The sequence below is a fragment of the Mycobacterium sp. GA-1199 genome (genome assembly GCF_001500045.1).
In the GTDB taxonomy this organism is placed as follows: domain Bacteria; phylum Actinomycetota; class Actinomycetes; order Mycobacteriales; family Mycobacteriaceae; genus Mycobacterium.
Genome location: NZ_LQIX01000013.1, coordinates 41838 through 64753 on the forward strand (window position 1 = coordinate 41838; position 22916 = coordinate 64753).

Below are 22916 nucleotides of genomic sequence, written 5' to 3' on the forward strand. Positions count from 1 at the left end.
ACAAAGCATTACGTCCATCTGAAGCCGAGCGTTCGATTGTGAGCTTCACATCACAGCGATCACTTACGCTCCGACGCAACACCGTGCTGAAGTCGAAACACTCCCGCCGTCAACTCCTTCGGCGCCATCAATGAGCAACCGATGCAGCGCCGACCATGACGTCGTACCGGGCGGGGCGTGGTACACGACAAGAGTGAGACCGCAAGCGGCTGCGATGTGCAGTTTCTCGGTGAAGAGCTCGAGCAACCCCACATCGGGATGGTGCAACCGGACCGGGCTCATCGACGCGTCGTCGACTTCGACGCGCGACCACAGCTGGCGGAATTGCTCACTCTCCGCCGACAATTCCGAGATCAGCTGCGCCGATCGCTCGGCCGTCACGTCGCCCCCGATCGCCAGCCGAAATTGCGCGACGGAGTTTGCCGCTGCCCGGTCCCAGTCGACGAACATCGCGCGGTCGTGAGGATCGGTGGAGATCGCGCGGATACGGTTCACACCAACATGGAGGTTCGGGAACAACTGCTGGGCAGGGTGATTCGTCCACATCACGTCGGTGTACCTGTTCTGGACGACCGCCGGCACCGAGAGGCTGTTCACCAGGATGCGGACGCCGTCGGGCACGGTGGGGTCTCCCTCGCCGAAGCAACACCTGCTTGGGTTGACCAACTCGAGCAGGTGCCGCATCTCGCTGTGATCGAAAGCGAGCGCACGGGCGAGGGCTTCGCACACGACGAGTGACGGGTTGGTGACCCGGCCCTGCTCGAGGCGGCTGTAATACTCGATGCTGATACCGGCGCGAGCGGCGACCTCATCGCGCCGAAGCCCTGGAACGCGGCGCATGCCCGCGCTGCTGATGCCGACCTCCTCGGGTCGCCGCCGAGCGCGCTGATGACGGAGGAACTGCCCGAGCGGATTCGCGGACGAGGACGACACGAGTCTTCCAACGACACCGGGGCCGTTTGGGTTCACCATCGTCCGCATCGCGTTTCTGGCGACCGACTGTCTCCCACGTGCGACTGATCACTTGGAACGCGACTGCGTAGTCGCGCACCACCTGTGCCGCCACACGGGATCGGTTCCGCGGCCGACACGTGTCCGAAGGGCCGGCGTGCCAGCAGCTCCCGTATCCGTTTTCGTGCACGGTGCAGGCGTGACGCCACCGTCCCGACCGGGATACCGAGGATCGCGGCGATCTCGACATTGCGGTACTCCAGCACATGGGCGTAGAACACGGTCAACTTCAGGTCCTCGGGAAGCGCTCGTACCGCGCAAGCGACCTCGCCGGGCAGTGATTCCAGCGCGCGCGTTTCGGCCGATCGCACCTCGGGGTGTTCTGTCACGGTTTCGGATTGCGTGACCTCGAACGCAAGGTCACCGATCAACCACGTCTGGGGGCGACGCAGTGCGCCTCGGTAGTTGTCGACGAAGACGTTGGACATGATGCGGTGCAGCCAGGCGCGCATGTTCCCGCCGGGTTCGAATGTCCTCAGGCCGACATATGCCTTGAGCATCGTCTCCTGCACGAGGTCTTCGGCGTCCGCGCGGCAGCGTGTCATCGCCCGTGCCTTGTTGCGCAAGTAGTCGAAGTGGGGCATGACGTCGCGGACGAATCGCCGCTCAGCGTCCTCATCGGGTGTCGGGTTCATCGCGAGTCCTCGATCGGGGGGCATGCGACGTGGTTGACGTCTGCACCAACGCAACACTTGCAACATCCAATATATTGCACATTGCACAAAGGAATCTTCGCGGAGTGTCCGACAGGTGTCCCGGCGCAATAGTCGCAAGGCACACAGCGCCCAGCCAGGACCTCCGAGTGCCTGGGATCCGCCAAACGCGCGAGCCCCTAGGTGACGCGCCCCACAGATGCGAACGGCTTCGCGATTTCGACCGTCTTCGAAGTGTTCCTGGAAGTCGAATGCACGGAGATCACATGAATCCTCAACCAGTCACCGAGGGTCCGACGGTCACGGCTCACCTCGTAGCGCGCCTGTACGCCGTTGAGCTGGATCACCAGCTCGCGGTTGGGGCGATTCCTCATGCCCGCAGCGCTCTTGCCATCCATTCCGCGCGCATCCGGTCCGATCGCGAGCGTTATGCGGTGGCCCGCGCATTGCGGCGAATTGTCGAGCAGGCTCGGTCGGATCGCGCACCGGGCGGTGCGAGGATCCCGGTTCACCGCCGAAAGGTCAGGGCGTCGGCCGAACTGATCGACGCGATCACCCTGCGATTACATGCGCCGCACAGCGTCGACGCCATGGGTATGGCTCGACTGCGGCGAATCCTCTTTGATGGAAGGGGTCCGCTCTATCACGGGAACGCGGGTGATCTCGTCGGCCGCCTCGCGGCAGCACTCGCTGCGCTGTGACCGTGGCGGGACATCTGCGTGGGGTTCCGCGCCGGTGGACAACCGTGCCGCCAAGGACATCACGGAGTATCGATATCGACCACCGACGACAGGGTCTCCCAATTCCGTTGTGTCGCCTCGGCTGCCGCGGTGGCATCGCCACGTCGGCAGTGCTCGATGATCCGTTTGTGCTGTGAGATCGACTGCCTGCCGGTCAGCGACGAGAAGCGTAGGAATTCCAGCCTTCGCAGCACGGGCGTCACCTGTTCGAGCACCGATTTGATGGTCTCGTTGCGGCTCGCCTCGACGGCTACCCCGTGGAACTCATCGTCGCTTCGCACGGCGGCTTCGGCGTCACCGGCTGCCAACGCGGCGGCGAAATCCTTGTTGGCCTTCGTCATCGCCTTGATTTCCGCACTTCCCATCAGCGGCACCGCGGTGCGGACGGCGAGCGCGTGCATCGCAGCGGCGACGGCCTGGGCGTCGAGCACGGCTTTTCGTTCAATCGTCGAGACGACGGTGGATCGGCCCGGTGTGGTGTGCACCAGGCCGGCGGCCTCGAGTCGCCCGATCGCCTCGCGGATGGGTGTACGGCTGACGCCGAGCCACTCTTCGAGCTCGGCGTCGCGGAGCTTCTCGCCCGGCAGGAAGGTCCCGTTGATGATGGCGTCCCGCAGCGACTCGTAGGCCTGCTCTCGCAGTAGGGATCGCTTGTGCTTTCCGCTTTCGGCGGGAACCGGCATGCGGAATATTGTATGTCGTTAGGGCGCGTGTTCGTTCACACCAGGTTCTGGTAGCCGAGCAGAAAGACCGCCGTCAGGCACAGCCCGGACGCGATCACGACGGTCGGCATCAGGATCATGGCGTCGAGCTCGTCGTCGTCGAGCACGTCGCTCTCGAAACGGCCGAACAACACCCGCGCCACGCCCGTCCGGCGGAACGTGTGGACCATGACCCGGACGGCCTTCTTCTCCCGACGCCGGCCGATGAACACCCGCGACGCCACCCCGAACAAGAACGTCAGCAGGCCGGCCGCGACCAGCAGCCAGCCGACCATCGTCTGCGATAACGCCACCTTCACCCCCGGTGTCCGCGACACCTGAAGCACAGCCTATCGCCGGTCATGAGCCGCCGGCGCGGTGCGAAGCTCATCCGAGCTCCTTGGCGAACGCCACCGGGAACACATCGCCCTCGGCGGGCAGCGGGTCGGCCAGCCTCTCGTAGCCCGCGGAGACGTACAGCGCCTCGGCTTCGGGTTGGCGGTCGCCGGTGGTCAGGTAGACCCGTCGATAGCCACGCCCGACGATCCGGGCCTCGAGTTCGACGAGCAGTGCCTTGGCCAGCCCTTGTTGACGGTGCCGACTGTCGGTCCAGATCCGCTTCAGCTCGGCGGTGGTGTCGTCGAACCGGCAGAACGCCCCGCCCGTCACCGGCCGGTCGCCGAGCAGGCCGACGACCAGGTCGCCGTGCGGCGGGGCGAACGCGTCGGCCGGATGCCCGCGCAGCCACCGGCTCACGGTGTCCTGGGGCGGGCCGTAGCGCTGCGAATACTCGACCGTCAACTCGGCCAGCAGCGGCTCCACCAGGGGGTCGTCCTGGCGGACGGCGACGAATTTCAGCGGCGTCGACACGGGCATCATCTAACTGTCAACGCCAACCGGGCCCATGCATTCCGGCGCCGCACGCCGGCTCGACCTGATCCGGCGATCGCCACTTCCCCGCCAAACTTGACACGTGTAAAGTTCGGCCGCATGGACAACATCAGCGGCAAGACCATCGTGATCACCGGCGCCGCCCGCGGTATCGGTTTTGCGACCGCCAAGGCGCTGCTGGCGCGCGGTGCCCGCGTGGTGATCGGCGACCGCGACGTGGCGCTTCAGGAATCGGCCGTCGCCCAGTTGGGCAACCTGGGGCAGGCGTCAGGCTATCCGCTCGACGTCACCGACCGCGAGTCGTTCGCGTCGTTCCTCGACAAGGCCCGCACCGAGGGCGGCGGACGCATCGACGTGTTGATCAACAACGCCGGCGTGATGCCCATCGGACCGTTCGTCGACGAGACCGAGCAGTCGATCCGGTCCACGCTCGAGGTCAACCTCTACGGCGTGATCACCGGCTGTCAGCTGGTGCTGCCGGACATGATCGCGCGGCGCAGCGGACACATCATCAACATCGCCTCGCTGTCCGGGCTGATCCCGGTGCCGGGTCAGGTCGTGTACGTGGGCGCGAAGTTCGGTGTGGTGGGCTTGACCGCAGCGCTCGCCGACGAGGTCGCGCCACACAACGTCGACGTCTCGGTGATCATGCCGCCGTTCACCAACACCGAGTTGATCTCGGGCACCAAGAGCAGCGGTGCGATCAAGCCGGTGGAACCCGAGGACATCGCGGCGGCGATCGTCAAGACGCTCGACAAGCCGAAAACCCATGTGTCGGTGCCACCCCCACTCCGCTTCACCGCTCAGGCCGCACAGATGCTCGGCCCGCGCGGGCGCCGGTGGCTCAACAACAAGCTCGGACTGGACCGGGTGTTCCTCGACTTCGACACGACCGCCCGCAAGAAGTACGAGGACCGCGCGCGGACCGCGCAGGGCGTCGTCGAGGACTGACTCCTCTCCTGCCGAGCGCAGCCTTGTACAGAAGATGTGCAGCAGACCGTACAGGGGCGAGCGCTCGGCGGGTTCTCAGACGGGGAACGTCGGTGCCGGATCACCCAGCCGGTAGGCCTCGACGACGTCGAGGCACTCGAACAGCTCGTCGAAGTTGAACTGGTAGTCGTCGGCCGTGCCGACGAACACCACATGCGCGACGTCCGCGGCGTCGTCAGCGGTGAGCACGACCGTGGTGACGGACACCAGATCCTCATCGGCCACCTCGGCCTGCGACGGTGGGTAGAACCACAGCGCGGACTCCTCGTCGGAGAGTTCGTCGTCGAACACCCAGCCGCGCTCGGTGATTCGCTCGTCGAAGGCCTCGAGCACCGCCGCCGTCGCGGTCTGTTCGGTCAGCGCGTCCATCACCGTGTCGGGGATCCAGCGCTCGTTGCGGGCCGCCTGCCGCTTGCGGCGGCGGGCCTTCTTCGCGTCACTGCGCTTGGACACTTAGCGCAACGCCTGATCGAGATCGGCCAGCAGGTCGTCGGTTCCCTCCAGGCCCACCGAGATTCGCACCACGCCGTCACCGAGTCCGATCGCGGCGCGGCCCTCCGGACCCATCGCGCGGTGGGTGGTGGTCGCCGGGTGGGTGACCAACGACTTGGCATCGCCGAGGTTGTTGGAGATGTCGACGATGCGCAGCTTGTCGAGCACCTCGAACGCGCGCTCCTTGGTACCGCCGACGACCTCGAACGTGACAACCGTTCCGCCGCCGGTCATCTGGCGCTTGGCCAGGTCGTACTGCGGGTGCGACTCGAGGAAGGGATAGCGCACCCAGCTCACCGCGGGGTGGTCCTGAAGGAACTCGGCGATCCGCTGCGCCGACGTGTTCTGGTAGTCGACCCGCACCGCGAGCGTCTCCAGTCCTTTGAGCAGTGTCCACGCGTTGAACGGGCTCAGTGCGGGCCCGGTGTGGCGCATCAACTTCTGCACCGGCTCGTCGATGTACTGCTTGTCGCCGAGGATCGCGCCGCCGAGCACACGGCCCTGTCCGTCGAGGTGCTTGGTCCCCGAGTAGACGACGACGTCCGCGCCGAGCGGGAAGCCCTGCTGCAGGATCGGCGTCGCGAACACGTTGTCCAGCACCACTTTTGCGCCAGCGGCATGCGCGAGTTCAGAGACCGCGGCGATGTCCACCAGCGACTGCATCGGGTTGGACGGGGTTTCGAAGAACACCGCCTGCGTCGGAACCGAGAGTGCCTCTTCCCACTGTGAGAGGTCGTCGCCGTCGACGAACACCGTCTCCACACCCCACCGCGGCAGGATCTCGTTGCACACCACGAAGCACGAGCCGAAAAGGCTGCGCGCGGCGACCAGCCGATCACCGGCGCCCAGCAGCGCCCCCAGCGATGTGAACACCGCCGCCATGCCCGTGGCGGTGGCGAAGCAGGCGGGCGCACCCTCGATCAGTCGCAGCCGCTCCTCGAACATCGAGATGGTCGGATTGCCGTAGCGCGAGTACACATAGCGGTCGATCTCACCGGTGAACGCCCTCTCGGCGTCGGCGGCCGACGCGTACACGTAGCCGGAGGTGAGGAACAGTCCCTCGGCGGTCTCCTCGAATTCCGATCGCAACAACCCGCCGCGCACCCCGATGGTCGCCTGGCTGACTCCCTCCGGCAGTTCGGCGGGTATGCGGACAGACGGGACGGTTTCGTCGGGACCCGTACTCATGATTGCTTCCAGGGAAGCCCGACAGCCTTCCACCCGGTGCCGCCGCGGTGTCCGTTCTCGTCGAGGTGACCTTCGAAGCCGTCGAGCACGTTGTACGACGGCCCTATCCCGGCCTCGGTGGCGGCCTCGGCCGCGCCGATCGACCGGTTGCCGGAGCGACACAGAAAGACCACCGGCCCTACGTCGGAACCGGCGTCGCCGATCGCGCGCCGGAGATCGGCGACGAACGCGTCGTTGTGCGTACCGTCGACGCGGTTCCACTCGATGAACACGGCCTCGCGCTGCAGTGACGACAGGTCGGGTACGCCGACGAAGCGCCACTCGGCGTCGGTGCGGCAATCCACCAGCACCGCGTTCGGGGTGCCGGTCAGCAGCTTCCAAGCCTCTTCGGGCGTGATGTCTCCGGCGTAACTCACGGTCGTTGAGTGTCCCACAGCTACCTGGGACCGGGGGAACAGACCTTCCAGGCGTCGCCGTCGCGTACGAACGTCATCTCGACGGTCTTCTTGTCGTCGGGCGCCTCGTCGAAGTGGTAGGTCACCTTGGCCGTGGCACGGGCGCCGGCGACCGCGACATCGGTGACGTCATCGACGAACCGCTCACCGCGTTGAGCGACGGAATCCCGTTGCGCGGCAAGAACTTGCGCCTCGGTGCCGGCTTGCTCCGGGCAGGTGTAGCCGCGGTAGTCGGAATAGTTCTGCCGTTGCAGCGCGTCGTTCTGCCCCACCGCGGCCCGGGCCACCTGCTGGTCGGCGGGCTCCTGCTCACCGCCGAACAGGTTCAACAGCCCGATTACGATCACCACGAGCACAAAGATTGTGAGCCCGATCAGAAACGGCGCGGCCGTGGGCCGGTCCCCGGGTGTGGCTCCGGATTCGGATTGGGATTCGGCCACCGCTACCAGAGCCTGCGCAGCGCGGCGGTGACACGGCGTGCGCGGTCACGGGCCACGATCGGATCGGGTGCGGTCGCCAACGCCACCGCGAGCCGTCGCCTGTCCTCGGTCTCGTCGGGGCGGTTGAACAGGGCGACGTCGCTCTCGGCCACGGCGAGCGCCTCGGCGAGCACCGCCTGCGGATCCTGTCCGGTCGCGGGCCTCGCCTCCGCGCCGGCGTAGACGATCTCCGCGGCGGCAGGCGAGATCATGATCGTGTCGACGGGCAGTCCCAGGATCGCGCGGGCGTGCAACTCGAACTCCGAGAGCCGCTGCGAGCGCAGCGTGACCAGGCCGCTGTCATGCGGCCGGGGGCGCACATGGTCGAAGTACACCTCGTCGCCACGCACCAACAGTTCGACGCCGAACACGCCGCGACCGCCGAGCGAGTTCACGATGCGTGCGGCGATCGATTTCGCGGCATCCAGCGCGGCCGGCGCCAACCGCTGCGGCTGCCACGACTCGAGCACATCGCTGTCGGCCTGGCGGTGTCCGATCGGTTCGCAGAAGTGCACCGCGGGTCCCGTCGGCCCGACCGTGCGGATCGTCAGCAGCGTGACCTCGAAATCGACCTCGACCACCGACTCGACCATCACACGGTTGTGCGGTATCCGGCCCGCGGCGACCGCGCGCTGCCACGCGGGCTCGACGTCCTCGGCGCGCACCAGCACCGACTCGCCCTCACCCGCGGCCGAAGCGATCGGTTTGACCACCAACGGAAAACCGGCGTGCTGGGCGACCGCACCGAGTTCCTCGGTCGATCCGGCGAACCAGAACGGTGCGGTGGGCAGGCCCAGCTCGTCGGCGGCCAACCGGCGCAGGCCCTCCCGATCCAGCGACAGCCGGGTGCTGCGCGGGGTCGGGAACACGTCGGCGACACCGCGCTCGGCCACGGCGATCAGCGCGTCGGCGGCGATGACGCCGCCCTCGGCCACCACAAAGCGCGGATTCTCCTTCTCGATGAGCGCGGTGAGTTCCTCTGCGTCGTTCATCTTCGCGACGACGGGGCGGTCGGCGACACCGTGCGCCGGCGCGTCGGCGTAGCGGTCGACGGCGATGACCTCGGCGCCCAGCCGCTGGAACGCCAATGCCAGCTCCCGGCTCAGTTCGCCCGAGCCGAGCAGCATCACCGATGAGGCGCCGGGGGTGCCGGCGACCGGTTCGGGGTCGGTCACCGGATCGCCGGGATCGACCGCTGTCTGCGGGGTATCAGTCATCGGGGCTCCAGCCTGCCAGACGTCTTCGCCGACCGGCCACCGCCGTCGGGTAAGCGAACCTCAATTCGGGATGGCGGACTGCTCCAGTTGGCCGCGGAATTCGCGCATGGATTCGATGAGCGCGGCGAACGTGCGATGCGCGGCAGCCAATTCGTCATCCGACAAACCCGCCAACGCGGCGCGGGTGCGTTCACTGAGCGGGGTGAAAAACCCTCGGGCGACGTCCACTCCGTGATCTGCCACACGCAGGATCACTTTTCGGCGATCCCGAGGATCCGACTCGCGACGGAAGTGCCCCGAAGCGATCATCCGCTCGACCAGGTAGGTGATCGCCGCGGCCGACATACCCATCCGTCTGCGCAGGTCCCCCGCCGTCAACGGCACACCCTCCGTCTCGGCCACCATCACATGCAGCAAGGCACGAAAGTCGTTGGCCGCGACATCATGTCGGCTCGCGAAGAGCCTGCCGATCTCATCGGACTCGGCGTTCATCGCGCGCACGTCTGCGGCGATCGTCGACTCCAGCGCCTCACGGTCCTCTGACACGCCGAAAGCATAGGCCGAGTCGGCGGGAGTGGTTTGATTGTTAGTTAAGTTTTTGAAATATTCGTAGGCATGTCCCGCCGCCTCTCCTGGATCCTCGCGGTGCTCGTGGTGCTCGTGTCGGGCGCCCTGATGGGCCTCGTCGGCAGCGACGACTCGAGCGCGCGCTCGCCGGTGCCCGTGCCCGCATCCGCCGAGTCCGCGCGCCTCGACGCCCTGCGCGCCGAGTTCCCCGGCGGTGACCGCGTTCCCGCGATCGTCGTGATCACCCGTACCGACGAAGCGCCGCTGAGCCCGGCCGACGTCGACGTCGTCAAGCAGAAATGGCCTGCGGCCCAGTTGTCCGAGGACGGCGCGGCCGGTCTGGCCGTGGTGCCGATGGACGCCGACCTCTCCGGGTTCGACCTGACCGACGCGGTCGAGAAGGTGCGCGCGGAGGCCGCCGAGGGGTTGCCCGCCGACCTGCGCAGCGAGGTCACCGGCGGCCCCGCGTTCGGCGCCGACATCGCGAACTCGTTCTCCGGCGCCAACTTCACGCTGCTCGCGGTCACCGCCACGGTGGTCGCACTGCTGCTGATCATCACCTACCGCTCCCCCGTGCTGTGGCTGGTGCCGCTGGCGGTGATCGGATTCGCCGACCGGGTGGCCGCCGTGCTCGGCACCGCCGTGGCCCAGGCGGCCGGCATGAGCCCGGACGGCTCGACCTCGGGCATCACCAGCGTGCTCGTGTTCGGCGCCGGTACCAACTACGCGCTGCTGCTCATCTCGCGGTACCGGGAAGAGTTGGGCCGCACCGAAAATTATCACGACGCACTGGACACGGCGGTGCGACGGGCCGCGCCGGCGATCATCGCCAGCAATGCGACGGTGGTGCTGGCGCTGCTCACGCTGCTGTTCGCGTCGTCGCCGAGCGTGCGCAGCCTCGGCGTGCAGGCCGCAGCGGGCCTCATCGTCGCCGCGGTGTTCGTGCTGCTGGTGTTGCCACCGCTGCTCGGCCTGTTCGGTAAGCGCTTGTTCTGGCCGTTCATCCCCAAGCTCGGCGACCGGGCGCTCACCGACAGCGGCATCTGGCACCGCATCGCCGAAGCGGTGGCCCGCAGGCCCGGTTCCGTCGCGACGATCTCGATCGGCGGCCTTGCGGTGCTGTGCATCGGGTTGGTCGCCACCCCGATCGGGCTGTCGCAGACCGAACAGTTCCGGGTGCAGGCCGAGTCGGTCAGCGGATACTCACGGTTGGCCGACCACTTCCCGAGCGGCCTGACCGACCCCACCCGCGTCATCGCGTCCACCGACCGCGCCGCAGACGTGCAGCGTGCGATCACCGAAACCCCCGGCGTGGTGTCGGCCGACCCCGCGGGGCAGACCCCCGAAGGTCTGACGCAGTGGTCGGTGGTCCTCGCCGCCGAACCCGCCTCCGATGAGGCCTTCGAAGCCGTTGACGCGCTGCGTGATTCGGTACGATCCGCCGATCCGGAGGCGTTGGTCGGCGGTTCCGACGCCACCGCCCGCGACGCCAGCGCCGCCGCGTCGCGCGACCGGGCGGTCGTGATCCCGGCCATCCTCGTCGTGGTGCTCGCGGTGCTGTACGTGTTGCTCCGCGCTGCGCTGGCACCACTGATCCTGGTCGCGGTCACGGTGTTGAGCGCGTTGGCCGCCCTAGGCCTCGGCGGCTGGGCCAGCGTGCACGTCTTCGGCTTTCCCGCCCTCGACAACACCACACCGCTGTTCGCGTTCCTGTTCCTCGTCGCGCTCGGGGTGGACTACACCATCTTCCTGGTCACCCGCGCGCGTGAGGAGACGCCCGAACACGGCACGCGCGGCGGGATCGTGCGCGCCGTGTCCGCGACCGGAGCGGTGATCACCAGCGCGGGAATCGTGTTGGCCTCGGTGTTCTGCGTGCTCGGCGTGCTGCCGTTGATCGTGCTCACCCAGATCGGCATCATCGTCGGCCTCGGCATCCTGCTCGACACGTTCATCGTGCGCACCGTGATCATCCCGGCGTTGTTCACGCTCATCGGGCCGCGGATCTGGTGGCCGGCACTCAAGGACCGCGACGCCGAGCGGGACGTTTCGGTCGATCAGCGCGAGTAGAAGCGACCAAAGCGTCGATCTCGAGGAGTTCGCGCTCCGCGGGTAGCGTCGGGTCATGACGCAAGCACCGGAGCTGCCGCCTCTGCACATGCGTCGCGACGCCTTCGACCCGACCCCCGCGCTGGCCGAGATCCGCGACACCACCGGCGTCCGCACGGTGGTCAATTCCTTCGGTATGACGGTGTACCTCATCACCCGCCATGACGACGTGAAGCTGGTGCTGTCCGATCACGAGAGGTTCTCCAACGGCCGTCCCCCGGGTTTCGTCGTGCCCGGGGCGCCGACGCTGTCGGAGGAGGAGCTCGCCACTGCTCGGGCCGGCAACCTGCTCGGTCTGGACCCGCCGGAGCACCAGCGGCTACGCCGCATGCTCACCCCGGAGTTCACGATCCGCCGGATCAAACGGCTCGAGCCCCGCATCGTCGAGATCGTTCAAACCCACCTCGACATGATGGAAACCGCCGGTGCCCCCGTCGATCTCGTCGAACACTTCGCACTGCCGATCCCGTCGCTGGTCATCTGCGAGCTACTCGGGGTGCCCTACGAGGACCGGGACGACTTCCAGCACCGCAGCGCGCGCCAGCTCGACTTGTCGCTGCCGATCACCGAGCGGCTGGAGCTGCAGCGGGCGGGGCGGGTGTACATGCGGTCGCTGGTCGAACGCGCACGGCGGCGGCCCGGCGACGACATCCTCGGCATGCTGGTCCGCGAACACGGCACCGAGCTCAGCGACGACGAACTGGTCGGCACCGCCGGGCTGCTGCTTCTGGCCGGCCATGAGACCACCTCGAACATGCTCGGCCTGGGCACGTTGGCCCTGCTACGCCATCCCGAGCAGCTCGCCGTCGTCCGCGACGATCCCGACGCCATCGGACCCGCGGTCGAGGAGCTGCTGCGCTGGTTGTCCATCGTGCACACCGCGATACCGCGAATCACCACCACCGACGTCGAGATCGCGGGTGTGGCGATCCCGGCCGGACAGCTGGTGTTCGCGTCGCTGCCGTCGGGTAACCGCGATCCCGGGTTCATCGACGCCCCGGACGTGCTCGACATCGGCCGCGGCGCCGCCGGGCATCTCGCGTTCGGTCACGGCGTACACCACTGCCTCGGGGCGCCGCTGGCGCGGATGGAGATGCGCATCGCGTTTCCCGCTCTGCTGCAACGTTTCCCGGCCCTGCGACTGGCCGAGGACTTCGTCGATGTGCAGTTCCGGTCGTTCCACTTCATCTACGGTCTCAAGTCGCTGTCAGTGGATTGGAGGTGACGGTTGTGAAGGTACATGCCGACCGCGACGTCTGCATCCAGGCCGGCAACTGCGTGATGTCGGCCGACGCCGTTTTCGACCAGGACGACGACGGCATCGTCGTGGTGCTGGTGGATGAGGTGCCCGACGATGAGCTCGACCACGCCCGCGAGGCCGTGAAGCTCTGTCCGGCACAGGCTCTGCGGCTCGTCGACTAGCCGGGGCCGGGTCGGTGCGCGAGCAGTTGCACGCTGACCACTGCGACCCACGCCGGGAAGATCAGCACCGACCACATGCTGAGGTCGGCGGCCAGCAGTACCGCGACGGCCACCACGTAGGTGGCGATGCCCAACCACCGCGGCATCAGCCGCGTCCTCACCCAGATCGTGGCCAGCGAGATCATGAACACCGCCGCCATGCGCAGAGCGTAGGTCTTCGATAACGTCAGCAGCGTCATCTGTCCGAACGCAGCGACATCGGGATGCGCTGCGGCACCGCTGCGTTCGAGTCCCACACCCACGGCGACGGCGGCGAACATCATCGCCAGGAACAGCAGGCCGCTTCCGAGGAAGACGGTCGCGAAGAACTTGTCCTCGTACCGGCCCATGCCGTCCCGCAGCACACCCATGAACCATAGGAACGCGATCCCCGCGAACGGCATGAGGATCGCCGCGATCCGCATGTTGACGCTGTGCTCACCCACCCACTGCGAACCCGGCTCCCCGCCCTCGGGCAGGGCGATGCGGATCAGCACGAGCGCCGTCGCGAACAGCAGCGCGAACGCGACACCGGCCAGGGCGGCCGAGCGGGGCGCGGTCAGGCTTCGGGGCCGCTGACTGGTTCGGTCGCTTGTCACGTCCGTGATCGTGACATCGGGTGCACGAAGGTGCGGGCGGATCGCCGATTCTCGCTGGTGACGGTTCGTCAGCAGTTCCGGCGCGCCAGTGTCACGGCTGTCCGGCCAGCAGCTGGATCATCAACCCGTTCGCCTCGGCGAGCAGGCTGTCGTCGGGGTCGCGCAGTTCGGCGTTGACGAACGCCTTGCGTCCCTGCGCTTCCCGCAGCCAGCCGCGGGCGGTCAAGTCGGTGTCGATCGGGGTCACCTTGCGGTAGTCGACGTGCAGGAAACCGGTGCGGCTGATCGGGCGCCCGACGGCGTGGATCACCATGCCGAACACCGAGTCGAACAGCAGCGGCAGCACTCCGCCGTGCACGGCGGAGTTGCCTCCGACGTGATACCGGCTGAACTGGACCTTGAGCGTGACCCCGGTCGGGTCGAGCTCGACCTCCCGGTACGGGGGCATGAGCAGGCTGCCGGCGCCGGGCAGCGAGGGCACCCGGTTGGCCGGGCCGACGCCCTCGGCGGCCCGGAAGGGGTCGAGCAGTGCCACCAGAGCCTCGGCCTGGTCGGCGGCTCGCTCCCAGGTGTCACCGTCGGGGTCGGCCGACACCGCGAGGTCTTGGGCGCGACGCATCGCCGCCAGGAAGCGGCCGAATCCCGGGCCGGGTTCGGCCCGTTGATAGTTGGGGAATCCGCCGTGCTTGTCGTAGTCGGGATCTTCGCGGTGCGGATCCGTCACGACTGCGCCAGGATATCTCGGCGCACGATCGTCTGGTCTCGGCCGGGACCGACGCCGATACACGAAACATGAGCTCCGGCAAGCTCTTCCACTCGCAGCACGTAATCTCGCGCCTTGGCGGGCAGGTCGTCGAACTCGCGCGCCCCGGAGATGTCCTCCCACCAGCCGGGCAGTTCTTCGTAAATCGGCTCGGCAAGCGCGATCTCGGACTGGGTCATCGGCATGTCGTCAAGACGCCGGCCGTGCACCCGGTACCCGACACACACCGGCACGGTCTCCAGGCTGGACAGCACGTCGAGTTTGGTGAGGAAGTAGTCGGTGATGCCGTTGACCCTGGTGGCATAGCGGGCGATGACGGCGTCGAACCAACCGCACCTGCGTCGCCTGCCGGTCGTCACGCCGAACTCGCCGCCGGTCTTGGACAGGTACTCGCCCTTGTCGTCGAACAGTTCGGTGGGAAACGGACCCGAGCCGACGCGCGTCGTGTAGGCCTTGAGGATTCCGAGCACCGTGGTGATCCGCGTCGGCCCGATCCCCGATCCCACCGCGGCGCCACCCGCCGTCGGATTCGACGACGTCACATAGGGATACGTGCCGTGGTCCACGTCGAGCAGAGTTCCCTGGGAGCCCTCCAACAGCACCGTCTCACCCTTCTCCAGCGCCGCGTTGAGCAGGTACCGAACATCGGCGATGCGGTGCTTGAAACCCTCGGCCTGGTGCAGCAGGCTGTCGACCACCTCGGCGGCGTCGAGCGCCTTGCGGTTGTAGACCTTGACCAGCACCTGGTTCTTGAATTCCAGTGCGGCCTCGATCTTCTCGGCCAGCAACACCGGGTCCAGCACGTCGGCCATGCGGATGCCGATCCGGGCGATCTTGTCCTGGTAGCAGGGGCCGATACCGCGGCCGGTGGTGCCGATCTTCTTGCTGCCCGCATACCGCTCGACGACCTTGTCGATCGCGACGTGATAAGGCATCAGCAGATGCGCGTCCGCGGAGATCAGCAACCGCTCGGTGTCCACGCCGCGATCGACGAGCCCCTTCAGCTCGGTGAGCAGCACCCCCGGGTCGACCACCACGCCGTTGCCGATGACGTTCGTCACCCCCGGGGTGAGAATCCCCGACGGAATCAGGTGGAGGGCGAAGTTCTCACCCGTCGGCAGTACGACGGTGTGGCCGGCGTTGTTGCCGCCCTGATACCGCACCACCCACTGGACGCGTCCACCGAGCAGGTCGGTGGCCTTACCCTTGCCCTCGTCGCCCCATTGCGCGCCGATGAGCACGATTGCCGGCATGACTTGGTCCTCGCAATTCCGGCTACTCTTGCACCCAAAACCTTGTTGCAGCCGGTGAGACACCCTATCCCAGCAACTTGCGAGGAGCCGAACTTGAGCACCGCTGACGTCGTGGTGTTGCGGTTCGGCCGACGTCGGATACCGACCGCGCTGCGCGGGCTCCCGGTCGCCGAGACACCGGACACCCCCTGTCGTCGCCTGATCGTCGTTGGCTCCGAGGCCGATGTGGCCACGGTGCTCACCCGGCTGCTGCGCACCGATCGGCTCGGTGTCGAGGTGGCCCATGTGCGGCGGCCATGGCACGCGCGCCGAGCACTGCGCGGGCGCGCCACCCGGGTGCCGCTCATCCGCGACGACCGGGGAACTGCGCTGGTCGGCGCCGCGTTCTGGCTCGGTGAGGGCGGGCTCGAGAAGGGCTCGCCGCCCGTCGAATTGATCGGTGAGGCGGTGGTCGACGACGAGGTGCTCTTCGACGGAGCGGCGACCGGGGTGCGCATCGAGCCGACACCGACGATGCCCGGTTTGCGCGCCAGCGTGCTGTCACGTCACATGCGGCCGCAACGGTGGGTGACGGGGCGGGCCGTCCAGCTCGGCACCACCGGCGCGCTCGTGGTCCGCGACGGCGTCAAGACCCCCCGTCCGGTGAAGCGCTCGACGTTCTACCGACACACCGAAGGCTGGCTGCGGGTGTGAACCGCACCATCGTGCCGTCGCGCGGCACAACGACCGGCGCGGCCCGCAGCGGCGCGGTCTCCCGCCGCGGGTTGACCGGTTCGAGATCGCCCTCACGGAGGATGGTGTGCAGTGTCGTGGTCAGCTCGCACATCGAGAAGCTGGCGCCGATACACCGTTTGAGGCCCCCACCGAACGGGACCCAGGCGTAGGGGTGCGGCCGGCTGTCAAGGAACCGCTCGGGCCGGAACTCGGCCGGTGCGGGATAGGTGACGGGATCCCGGTTGATGACATCGAGCAGCAGCACGATGCGAGTCCCCGGGTCCAGGATGTAGTCACCAAGCCGGTAGCGGCCGGTGGTCATCCGGCCGGTGATCGGCGCGGCCGGCCACAGCCGCAGCGTTTCGGAGATGGCGGCTTCGGTGTACCGGGTGTCGCCGGACCGGCTTTCGGCACGCACCCTCGCCAACGTGTCCGGGTGGTGCAGCAGCAGGTCGACCAGCCACGCCAGAGTCGTCGCGGTGGTTTCGTGACCTGCGAGAACCAAGGTGATGAGGTCGGCTCGAACCTCGTCCTCGGACAGGCGATCACCGTCGTCGGTCCGAGCGTTGGCGAGCATGCTCAGGATGTCAGTGCGGTCGGCCGAGGAAGGATCGGAACGTCGTTCGGCGATCAACGGCAGCACCAACTCGTCGATCCTGCGGTTGACCTCGGACAGCTTGCCCCACCGGCGCAGTGCCCCCACGCGCCGCAGCGCATATCGCACAGGTGTCTCCTCGGACAGCGCCAAGTCGAGCAATTCCTCGAACGGCTTGCCGAACCGAGTCACCGATTCCGGGTCACCGATCCCGAAGACGACCTGCACGATGATGTCCAGGGTGAGCTCACGGGCGGCCTCGAGCATGCGCATCGAGCGCCCGACGGGCCAGGTTGCCATCGCCGACCGCGTCGCCGCTTCGATGATCGGCACGTAGCTGGTGAGCATCTGGCCGTGTAGCGGCGGGGTGAGCAACCGACGCCTGCGCAAATGCTCGGGCTCTTCCTGGACGAACATGGATCGTGGACCGTAGATCGCCGCAGCCGGACCCACCCCTTCGCCGCCCAGCAGGATGTCGGGCTGCTCGGTGAACACCTGCTTGGCCAGTGTCGCATCGGCGACGGCGACCACCTTTCCGAAACCCAGAACGGGCAGTTCCACCACGGGGCCGTAACGCTGTATCAGCTGGTGCACGAGCTGCTGGCCGCCCAGTCCGAACGCCGCGGCATACACGCCCCCGAAAACCGGGGAGAAGGGTTTGGGCGCAGGCAGCCTTGGTGGTCGCATGCTCGACTGTCTCACAGTCGGTAGCTTCGACCCGTGAGCGTTCGACCGCTGCACCGGTCGGTGCGGCCCAGCCCCGTCTTCCTCGCGATCGTGGCGGCCACCGTGGCCGGCGGCGTGGTGGCGTGGGTGTGCACGACGGAGATCCGACCGCTGGCCTATATCGGGCTGTTCACGTTCGTGATCGCGGGTTGGCTGGTGTCGTTGTGCGTGCACGAGTTCGCCCACGCCTACACCGCATGGCGATTCGGTGACCGCGACGTCGCGGGGCGCGGCTACCTCACGCTCAACCCGCTCAAGTACTCCAACCCGCTGTTGTCGATCGGGCTGCCGGTCGCGATCATCGCGATCGGCGGGATCGGCCTGCCCGGCGGGGCGGTGTATGTCCACACCGGCTGGATGACCAAGCGTCAGCGCACCCTGGTCAGCCTTGCCGGACCGTCCACCAACCTGGTGTTCGCCGCCCTGCTGCTGGTGCTGACGAGCGTGCTCTACGACCCCGCACACGGAGTGTTCTGGTCCGGTATGGCGTTCCTGGGTTTTCTCCAGGTGACGGCGTTCGTGCTGAACATGCTCCCGGTCCCCGGGCTGGACGGGTACGGCGCGCTCGAGCCGCACCTGAGCCCGCAGACCCAGCGAGCGGTGGCCCCGGCCAAGCAGTGGGGGCTGCTGGTCTTGCTGCTGCTGCTCTTCACCCCGGGACTCAACACGTGGTTCTGGCAGCTGGTGCTGTGGTTCTTCGACTTCACGGGCGTGCCGCGTCCGCTGGTGTGGCTGGGCAGTGATCTGACCCGGTTCTGGTCGGCCTGGTTCTGATCCGCCGTGGCGCGCCCGCAGCGGCCACATCCTTGCAACATATGCGGATTTGCGCATATATTGCTGCCATGGGTGCCGGGCACGATCACAGCAAAGGCGACACCCGGGTCAGCCGGATGGTGATCGCCGCGGCGATCCTGACCGCCTTTTTCGTGATCGAGCTCGTCACGGCGCTGCTGATCAACTCCATCGCCTTGTTGGCGGATGCCGGTCACATGCTGACCGATCTGGTCGCGATGTTCATGGGCCTGACCGCGGTCCTGCTCGCCCGCAAGGGCAGCACCTCCCCGGCCCGCACGTACGGCTGGCACCGCGCCGAGGTGTTCACCGCCGTGGCCAACGCGGTGCTGCTGCTCGGTGTCGCGGCATTCATCCTGATCGAGGCGATCGAACGGATCGGGGACGCACCCGAGGTGCCCGGTGTCCCGTTGATCGTCGTGGCGCTGGCGGGGCTGGTGGCCAACGCCGTCGTCGTGCTGCTGCTGCGTTCGCACTCCGAGACGAGCCTGGCCGTCAAGGGCGCCTACATGGAGGTCGTCGCCGACACGGTCGGCAGCATCGGCGTGTTGATCGCGGGCATCGTCACGGTCACGACGGGCTGGCCCTACGCCGACGTCGTGGTCGCGGTCTTCGTCGCGCTGTGGGTGTTGCCGAGGGCGTTCTCACTGGCGCGGGCGGCCCTGCGGATCCTGTCGGAGTCGTCACCCGCTCACATCGACGTCGAGGAGTTGCGGACCGCGCTGTGCGCGGTCGAAGGCGTCACCGATGTGCACGATCTGCACGTGTGGACGCTGGTGCCGGGCAAGGACATGGTCACCGCGCACCTGACCAGCAACCGGGATTCGGCGCTGGTGCTCGACGATGCGCGCGCCGTGCTGACCGAACGCGGTCTGGATCATGCGACGGTTCAGGTGGAACCCGGCGACGGCGCCGGGGACTGCAACTGCGAAGCGGAGTAGTCAGGCCAGCCCGAGTTCGGCCCGCGCCGACGGATCGCAGTCATCGAGCAGGTCCAGGCAGCGCTGGTTCTCGTCGGTCTCCCCGATAGCGTCTGCTGCCCGCGCCAGGGCCGCGACACAGCGCAGGAATCCGCGGTTGGGCTCGTGACGGAAGGGTACGGGGCCGAAGCCCTTCCAGCCGTTGCGGCGCAACTGATCCAGCCCGCGGTGATAGCCGGTCCGCGCATAGGCGTACGCGGTGATCGCCCTGTCGTCGGCGAGCGCGTCCTCGGCCAGCGTCGCCCACGCGACCGACGCCGAGGGATGCGCGGCCGCCACGATCGCGGGCTTCTCCCCCGCGGCGAGTTCGGCTTCGGCGTCGCTGTCGCCGGGCAGCAGTACCGGATCCGGCCCCAGGAGATCACCCATGCCTGTCATGGCCCCCATTGTGCCGTGCGCCCCACCGCCGCCGGCACCGCACGGGTCTGAGCGCGGACTGGGCAGCGGTAGCTAAGCTTCCGCCGTAGCGTCGTAAGGGAGGACCGCAGCAGGCATGTCGAATCCATCAGGGCCTGACCAGCCAGAAGACGGTCCACACGGGTCGGACGCCTCAGACGTTCACGCCTCCGAGAACCCCGAGCCAGTCGAGGGCGAAGACGCTGCACCGACGGAAGAGACCCCGGAGGGGGCCGAACCGGCCACCGAGGTGATCGAACCGCACGGCGACCATGAGCCCGCGACCGAGGTGATGTCGACCGCCCAACCGCACGCCGAGTCGACGCCGGGCGCCGACCAGGGCGAGCGTCGATTCACCGCGCCGTCCGGATTCGATGCGGGCACGACGCAGAAGATCGACACCCCCGCCGAACCGGCCACCGAGGTGTTCTCCTCTCCCGGCGCCGCCGGACAGCAGAAACCCGTTGCCCCGCAGGTCATTCCGCCGCGTGGTGATGCTCCGGGGCCACCGCGGCAGCGCCGCAGCTGGGGTTGGGTGGTGGCCGTGGTGCTGGTCATCGCCGCGCTGGTGGCCATCGCCGTGCTCGGCACCGTGTTGTTGACCCGGGACTCGGGGCCTCGGGTGTCTCAGGAAGAGATGGTCCGCAACACCATCGAGGAATTCGACACCGCGATCCAGAACGGCGATCTGGCCAAACTGCGCAGCATCACCTGCGGCGCCAAGCGGGACAGCTACGTCCGATACGACGACAAGACCTGGGAGGAGATTCACGAACGGGTCGCCGCCGCCAAACAGTATCCGGTGGTGGCCAGCATCGACCAGGTGGTGATCAACGGCGACCACGCCGAGGCGAACGTCACCGCGTTCATGGCCTACGCCCCCCAGACCCGGTCGACCCGCAGCTTCGATCTGGAGTTCCGCGACGAACAGTGGAAGATCTGCCAGGCGCCCCAGTGACTACTGGCCCGCGGTGACCGAACGGCCCGCGCTGTGCAGATCGCGGCACGCCTCGACGACGCGTTCGCTCATCGAGGCCTCCGCCTTCTTCAGGTAGCTGCGCGGATCGTAGGCCTTCTTGTCCCCCACTTCACCATCGATCTTCAGCACGCCGTCGTAGTTGGTGAACATGTGCGCGGCCACCGGCCGGGTGAAGGCGTACTGGGTGTCGGTGTCGACGTTCATCTTCACGACGCCGTAGCGCAACGCGTCCTCGATCTCGGACTTCAGCGAGCCCGAGCCACCGTGGAAGACGAAGTCGAAAGGCTTTGCGTCCGAGGATAATCCGAGTTTGGCCGCGGCGACCTTCTGCCCCTCGTCGAGAATTTCGGGCCGCAGCTTGACGTTACCCGGCTTGTACACGCCGTGCACGTTGCCGAACGTCGCGGCCAGCAGGTACCTGCCGTGTTCGCCCGCACCGAGCACCTCGACGGTCTTCTCGAAATCCTCGGCGGTGGTGTAGAGCTTGTCGTTGATCTCGTTGGCGACACCGTCCTCCTCTCCGCCCACCACACCGATTTCGATCTCCAGCACGATCTTCGCCGCGGCGGCGTCCTTGAGCAGTTCGCGTGCGATCTCGAGGTTCTCGTCGAGCGGTACCGCCGAGCCGTCCCACATGTGCGACTGAAACAACGGATGCCCACCCTCGGAGACCCGTTGCTGCGAGATGGCGAGCAGCGGCCGCACGTAGGTGTCGAGCTTGTCCTTCGGGCAGTGGTCGGTGTGCAACGCCACCGTGACCGGATATCTGGCGGCGATGACGTGAGCGAACTCGGCGAGTGCGACTGCGCCGGTGACCATGTCCTTGACACCGAGTCCCGACGCGAATTCGGCTCCGCCGGTGGAGAATTGGATGATCCCGTCACTCCCGGCGTCGGCGAAACCCTTGATGGCCGCGTTCACCGATTCCGATGACGTGCAGTTGATGGCCGGAAACGCGTAACCGTGCTCCTTGGCCCGGTCGAGCATCTGCGCGTACACCTCGGGCATTGCGATGGGCATGGGCCGTCCTCTCGCCGTTTCGCCCGATTATCCCACCGCGGCGGCCGGTTCACATGGTCAAGACCATGCGGTAGCGGGCCCGGCCCTGCTCCATCGCGGCATACGCCTCGGCGGCCTCGGCCAGCGGACGTTCCTCGATCCGGGCGCGCACCCCGCTCTGCACCGCGAAGTGCATCGTCTCCTCGACGTCGCGCGAGGTGCCCGACGGATGACCGCTCACGCTCAGTCCGTCGGTGATCAGCTGGACCGGGGCGATCGGCAGCGGGTCGGCGGTGACCCCGATGATGACGAGCTCACCCTGGGGCGCCAGCCCGCCGACGGTGTCGGCCATCGCCTGTGAATTGGCCGCCGTCGCCAGCACCACGGCCGCACCGCCGAGATCCTTGAGCGCCTCGGCGACCTCGACGGCTTTGGAGTCGATGTAGTGATGAGCACCGAGTTCGCGGGCGTCGGCCTCCTTGTCCGCACCGCGAGCTATCGCCACGGTCTCGAAACCCATTGCCCTGGCGAACTGCACACCGAGGTGGCCGAGGCCGCCGACGCCCAGCACGGCGACGAGATCACCGGACTTGGCTTTCGTCTGCCGCAGGCCGTTGAACGTGGTGACGCCGGCGCAGCCCATCGGGGCGGCTTCGGCGAACGACAACCCCTCCGGGATACGGGCCAGCGCGGTGACGGGCGCGGTCACCGATTCGGCGTAGCCCCCCGGATAGTGCCAGCTCGGCACCTGCATGCGCGCGCACTGCATGAACTGGCCCTTGCGGCACGGCACGCAACGGTTGCAGTTGCCGCCGAACCATCCCACGGCCACCCGGTCGCCGACCGCGAAGTCCTCAACTCCCTCGCCCACCTCGGCGATCGTCCCGGCGATCTCGTGACCCAACGTGATCGGCCAGTTCAGGCCGGGGAAGCCGCCGGCCACGAAGCCGTGGTCGGTGCCGCACACGCCGCACGCGGCGACGGCGATGCGCACGTGCAACGGCAGCGGGGAGGTGGTCTCCACGTCGGCCAGGGTGAGAGCACCGCCGACGGATTCGACGAGAACCGCCTTGTGAGTGGGCATAGCCAGACATTAGTGACGCACGGCCGGTGTACGCACCCCCTGCGCGCGGACGCGGGCCCTGGCCGCGACGCCGGTATCTTGGTGA

At 67.6% G+C, this 22916-nt stretch carries 27 protein-coding genes; 9 read left to right on the plus strand and 18 right to left on the minus strand.

Features of this window, described 5'->3' with window-relative positions; translation table 11 throughout:
• Positions 1 to 63: 63 nt before the first annotated feature.
• Both AU198_RS11550 and AU198_RS11555 read right to left on the minus strand, forming a co-directional pair.
• Positions 64 to 933 carry a helix-turn-helix transcriptional regulator gene (locus AU198_RS11550; RefSeq protein ID WP_064348273.1) on the minus strand — a complete coding sequence of 290 codons (870 nt, stop codon included), beginning with the start codon at positions 931 to 933 and terminating at the stop codon, positions 64 to 66.
• Between the two features lie 32 nt (positions 934 to 965).
• Complete coding sequence (locus tag AU198_RS11555) at positions 966 to 1646, minus strand: RNA polymerase sigma factor (protein ID WP_231744651.1); 681 nt, start codon at positions 1644 to 1646, stop codon at positions 966 to 968.
• Between the two features lie 284 nt (positions 1647 to 1930).
• Here AU198_RS11555 and AU198_RS26165 point away from each other — a divergent pair, with 284 nt between their 5' ends.
• Positions 1931 to 2365 (plus strand): hypothetical protein, encoded by a 435-nt coding sequence (locus tag AU198_RS26165; protein ID WP_156431570.1) that lies wholly within the window; start codon positions 1931 to 1933, stop codon positions 2363 to 2365.
• 59 nt (positions 2366 to 2424) lie between these two features.
• On the opposite strand, the gene AU198_RS11570 is transcribed toward AU198_RS26165, so the two are convergent.
• The 3 genes from AU198_RS11570 to AU198_RS11580 all read right to left on the minus strand — a co-directional run bounded on the left by AU198_RS11570 (position 2425) and on the right by AU198_RS11580 (position 3981).
• The gene (locus tag AU198_RS11570) at positions 2425 to 3087 is read right to left on the minus strand and encodes a GntR family transcriptional regulator (RefSeq protein ID WP_064348276.1); all 663 of its coding nucleotides are present in this window, start codon (positions 3085 to 3087) and stop codon (positions 2425 to 2427) included.
• Positions 3088 to 3122: 35 nt separating this feature from the next.
• Entirely contained in the window at positions 3123 to 3401 is a 279-nt protein-coding gene (locus AU198_RS11575) for a hypothetical protein (RefSeq protein ID WP_064348331.1), read from the minus strand.
• A 91-nt stretch (positions 3402 to 3492) separates the two neighbouring features.
• Positions 3493 to 3981, minus strand: coding sequence for a GNAT family N-acetyltransferase (locus AU198_RS11580; protein WP_064348332.1), 489 nt, complete (start codon positions 3979 to 3981; stop codon positions 3493 to 3495).
• Between the two features lie 114 nt (positions 3982 to 4095).
• Between AU198_RS11580 and AU198_RS11585 the strand changes: the two genes are divergently transcribed.
• Positions 4096 to 4947 (plus strand): SDR family oxidoreductase, encoded by an 852-nt coding sequence (locus tag AU198_RS11585; RefSeq protein WP_064348277.1) that lies wholly within the window; start codon positions 4096 to 4098, stop codon positions 4945 to 4947.
• A 75-nt stretch (positions 4948 to 5022) separates the two neighbouring features.
• Here the strand turns inward: AU198_RS11585 and AU198_RS11590 are convergent, their stop codons facing one another.
• From AU198_RS11590 to AU198_RS11615, 6 genes are read right to left on the minus strand one after another with little or no spacing between them, the layout of a single operon-like run.
• Positions 5023 to 5439 (minus strand): hypothetical protein, encoded by a 417-nt coding sequence (locus tag AU198_RS11590; protein WP_064348278.1) that lies wholly within the window; start codon positions 5437 to 5439, stop codon positions 5023 to 5025.
• The gene (locus tag AU198_RS11595) at positions 5440 to 6666 is read right to left on the minus strand and encodes an O-succinylhomoserine sulfhydrylase (protein WP_064348279.1); all 1227 of its coding nucleotides are present in this window, start codon (positions 6664 to 6666) and stop codon (positions 5440 to 5442) included. It lies immediately after the preceding gene.
• Positions 6663 to 7082, minus strand: a complete 420-nt coding sequence (locus AU198_RS11600) for a rhodanese-like domain-containing protein (protein ID WP_064348280.1) — start codon at positions 7080 to 7082, stop codon at positions 6663 to 6665. Before AU198_RS11600 ends, AU198_RS11595 begins: the two co-directional genes overlap by 4 nt.
• 20 nt (positions 7083 to 7102) lie before the next feature.
• Positions 7103 to 7561 (minus strand): Rv0361 family membrane protein, encoded by a 459-nt coding sequence (locus tag AU198_RS11605; RefSeq protein ID WP_064348281.1) that lies wholly within the window; start codon positions 7559 to 7561, stop codon positions 7103 to 7105.
• A gap of 2 nt (positions 7562 to 7563) precedes the next feature.
• Positions 7564 to 8817: a formate-dependent phosphoribosylglycinamide formyltransferase gene (purT, locus tag AU198_RS11610; RefSeq protein ID WP_064348282.1), complete on the minus strand. Its 1254-nt coding sequence runs from the start codon at positions 8815 to 8817 to the stop codon at positions 7564 to 7566.
• A 60-nt stretch (positions 8818 to 8877) separates the two neighbouring features.
• Positions 8878 to 9309 carry a MarR family winged helix-turn-helix transcriptional regulator gene (locus tag AU198_RS11615; RefSeq protein WP_064348333.1) on the minus strand — a complete coding sequence of 144 codons (432 nt, stop codon included), beginning with the start codon at positions 9307 to 9309 and terminating at the stop codon, positions 8878 to 8880.
• A 123-nt stretch (positions 9310 to 9432) separates the two neighbouring features.
• On the opposite strand from AU198_RS11615, the gene AU198_RS11620 reads away from it, so the two are divergent.
• The 3 genes from AU198_RS11620 to AU198_RS11630 are packed head-to-tail and all read left to right on the plus strand — an operon-like array spanning position 9433 to position 12912.
• Positions 9433 to 11451: an MMPL family transporter gene (locus AU198_RS11620; RefSeq protein ID WP_064348283.1), complete on the plus strand. Its 2019-nt coding sequence runs from the start codon at positions 9433 to 9435 to the stop codon at positions 11449 to 11451.
• A 55-nt stretch (positions 11452 to 11506) separates the two neighbouring features.
• On the plus strand, positions 11507 to 12715 hold the full coding sequence (locus AU198_RS11625) for a cytochrome P450 (RefSeq protein ID WP_064348284.1): 1209 nt from the start codon (positions 11507 to 11509) through the stop codon (positions 12713 to 12715).
• Positions 12716 to 12720: 5 nt separating this feature from the next.
• Positions 12721 to 12912: a ferredoxin gene (locus tag AU198_RS11630; RefSeq protein WP_064348334.1), complete on the plus strand. Its 192-nt coding sequence runs from the start codon at positions 12721 to 12723 to the stop codon at positions 12910 to 12912.
• On the opposite strand, the gene AU198_RS11635 is transcribed toward AU198_RS11630, so the two are convergent.
• The 3 genes from AU198_RS11635 to AU198_RS11645 all read right to left on the minus strand — a co-directional run bounded on the left by AU198_RS11635 (position 12909) and on the right by AU198_RS11645 (position 15566).
• Positions 12909 to 13550: a hypothetical protein gene (locus AU198_RS11635; RefSeq protein ID WP_502689284.1), complete on the minus strand. Its 642-nt coding sequence runs from the start codon at positions 13548 to 13550 to the stop codon at positions 12909 to 12911. The two genes, AU198_RS11630 and AU198_RS11635, sit on opposite strands and share 4 nt — an antisense overlap.
• 91 nt (positions 13551 to 13641) lie before the next feature.
• Positions 13642 to 14274, minus strand: a complete 633-nt coding sequence (locus AU198_RS11640) for a PaaI family thioesterase (protein WP_064348285.1) — start codon at positions 14272 to 14274, stop codon at positions 13642 to 13644.
• Entirely contained in the window at positions 14271 to 15566 is a 1296-nt protein-coding gene (locus tag AU198_RS11645) for an adenylosuccinate synthase (RefSeq protein WP_064348286.1), read from the minus strand. Before AU198_RS11645 ends, AU198_RS11640 begins: the two co-directional genes overlap by 4 nt.
• 93 nt (positions 15567 to 15659) lie before the next feature.
• Between AU198_RS11645 and AU198_RS11650 the strand changes: the two genes are divergently transcribed.
• Entirely contained in the window at positions 15660 to 16259 is a 600-nt protein-coding gene (locus AU198_RS11650) for a hypothetical protein (RefSeq protein ID WP_064348287.1), read from the plus strand.
• Here the strand turns inward: AU198_RS11650 and AU198_RS11655 are convergent.
• A complete protein-coding gene (locus tag AU198_RS11655; protein ID WP_064348288.1) occupies positions 16192 to 17562 on the minus strand; it encodes a cytochrome P450 in 1371 nt (456 codons plus the stop codon). The genes AU198_RS11650 and AU198_RS11655 overlap by 68 nt on opposite strands.
• Before the next feature lie 33 nt (positions 17563 to 17595).
• Here AU198_RS11655 and AU198_RS11660 point away from each other — a divergent pair, with 33 nt between their 5' ends.
• Together AU198_RS11660 and AU198_RS11665 are read left to right on the plus strand one after the other, a co-directional pair.
• The gene (locus AU198_RS11660) at positions 17596 to 18375 is read left to right on the plus strand and encodes a site-2 protease family protein (protein WP_064348289.1); all 780 of its coding nucleotides are present in this window, start codon (positions 17596 to 17598) and stop codon (positions 18373 to 18375) included.
• A gap of 68 nt (positions 18376 to 18443) precedes the next feature.
• The gene (locus AU198_RS11665; RefSeq protein WP_064348290.1) at positions 18444 to 19334 is read left to right on the plus strand and encodes a cation diffusion facilitator family transporter; all 891 of its coding nucleotides are present in this window, start codon (positions 18444 to 18446) and stop codon (positions 19332 to 19334) included.
• Here AU198_RS11665 and AU198_RS11670 read toward each other — a convergent pair whose 3' ends face one another.
• Positions 19335 to 19751, minus strand: a complete 417-nt coding sequence (locus AU198_RS11670; protein ID WP_064348291.1) for a DUF3151 domain-containing protein — start codon at positions 19749 to 19751, stop codon at positions 19335 to 19337.
• 115 nt (positions 19752 to 19866) lie between these two features.
• On the opposite strand from AU198_RS11670, the gene AU198_RS11675 reads away from it, so the two are divergent.
• The gene (locus AU198_RS11675) at positions 19867 to 20727 is read left to right on the plus strand and encodes an Rv0361 family membrane protein (protein ID WP_064348292.1); all 861 of its coding nucleotides are present in this window, start codon (positions 19867 to 19869) and stop codon (positions 20725 to 20727) included.
• Here the strand turns inward: AU198_RS11675 and fbaA are convergent, their stop codons facing one another.
• Together fbaA and AU198_RS11685 are read right to left on the minus strand one after the other, a co-directional pair.
• The gene (gene fbaA, locus AU198_RS11680) at positions 20728 to 21768 is read right to left on the minus strand and encodes a class II fructose-bisphosphate aldolase (protein ID WP_064348293.1); all 1041 of its coding nucleotides are present in this window, start codon (positions 21766 to 21768) and stop codon (positions 20728 to 20730) included.
• A gap of 49 nt (positions 21769 to 21817) precedes the next feature.
• Positions 21818 to 22831, minus strand: a complete 1014-nt coding sequence (locus AU198_RS11685; RefSeq protein ID WP_064348294.1) for an alcohol dehydrogenase catalytic domain-containing protein — start codon at positions 22829 to 22831, stop codon at positions 21818 to 21820.
• Positions 22832 to 22916 lie beyond the last annotated feature (85 nt).

Coding starts and splice junctions, on each gene's coding strand:
- AU198_RS11555 (WP_231744651.1), bottom strand. CDS start 1,646: ATGAACCCGACACCCGATGAGGACGCTGAGCGGCGATTCGTCCGCGAC.
- AU198_RS26165 (WP_156431570.1), top strand. CDS start 1,931: ATGAATCCTCAACCAGTCACCGAGGGTCCGACGGTCACGGCTCACCTC.
- AU198_RS11570 (WP_064348276.1), bottom strand. CDS start 3,087: ATGCCGGTTCCCGCCGAAAGCGGAAAGCACAAGCGATCCCTACTGCGA.
- AU198_RS11575 (WP_064348331.1), bottom strand. CDS start 3,401: ATGGTCGGCTGGCTGCTGGTCGCGGCCGGCCTGCTGACGTTCTTGTTC.
- AU198_RS11580 (WP_064348332.1), bottom strand. CDS start 3,981: ATGCCCGTGTCGACGCCGCTGAAATTCGTCGCCGTCCGCCAGGACGAC.
- AU198_RS11585 (WP_064348277.1), top strand. CDS start 4,096: ATGGACAACATCAGCGGCAAGACCATCGTGATCACCGGCGCCGCCCGC.
- AU198_RS11595 (WP_064348279.1), bottom strand. CDS start 6,666: ATGAGTACGGGTCCCGACGAAACCGTCCCGTCTGTCCGCATACCCGCC.
- purT (WP_064348282.1), bottom strand. CDS start 8,817: ATGACTGATACCCCGCAGACAGCGGTCGATCCCGGCGATCCGGTGACC.
- AU198_RS11615 (WP_064348333.1), bottom strand. CDS start 9,309: ATGAACGCCGAGTCCGATGAGATCGGCAGGCTCTTCGCGAGCCGACAT.
- AU198_RS11620 (WP_064348283.1), top strand. CDS start 9,433: ATGTCCCGCCGCCTCTCCTGGATCCTCGCGGTGCTCGTGGTGCTCGTG.
- AU198_RS11625 (WP_064348284.1), top strand. CDS start 11,507: ATGACGCAAGCACCGGAGCTGCCGCCTCTGCACATGCGTCGCGACGCC.
- AU198_RS11645 (WP_064348286.1), bottom strand. CDS start 15,566: ATGCCGGCAATCGTGCTCATCGGCGCGCAATGGGGCGACGAGGGCAAG.
- AU198_RS11655 (WP_064348288.1), bottom strand. CDS start 17,562: ATGCGACCACCAAGGCTGCCTGCGCCCAAACCCTTCTCCCCGGTTTTC.
- AU198_RS11665 (WP_064348290.1), top strand. CDS start 18,444: ATGGGTGCCGGGCACGATCACAGCAAAGGCGACACCCGGGTCAGCCGG.
- AU198_RS11670 (WP_064348291.1), bottom strand. CDS start 19,751: ATGACAGGCATGGGTGATCTCCTGGGGCCGGATCCGGTACTGCTGCCC.
- AU198_RS11675 (WP_064348292.1), top strand. CDS start 19,867: ATGTCGAATCCATCAGGGCCTGACCAGCCAGAAGACGGTCCACACGGG.
- fbaA (WP_064348293.1), bottom strand. CDS start 21,768: ATGCCCATCGCAATGCCCGAGGTGTACGCGCAGATGCTCGACCGGGCC.
- AU198_RS11685 (WP_064348294.1), bottom strand. CDS start 22,831: ATGCCCACTCACAAGGCGGTTCTCGTCGAATCCGTCGGCGGTGCTCTC.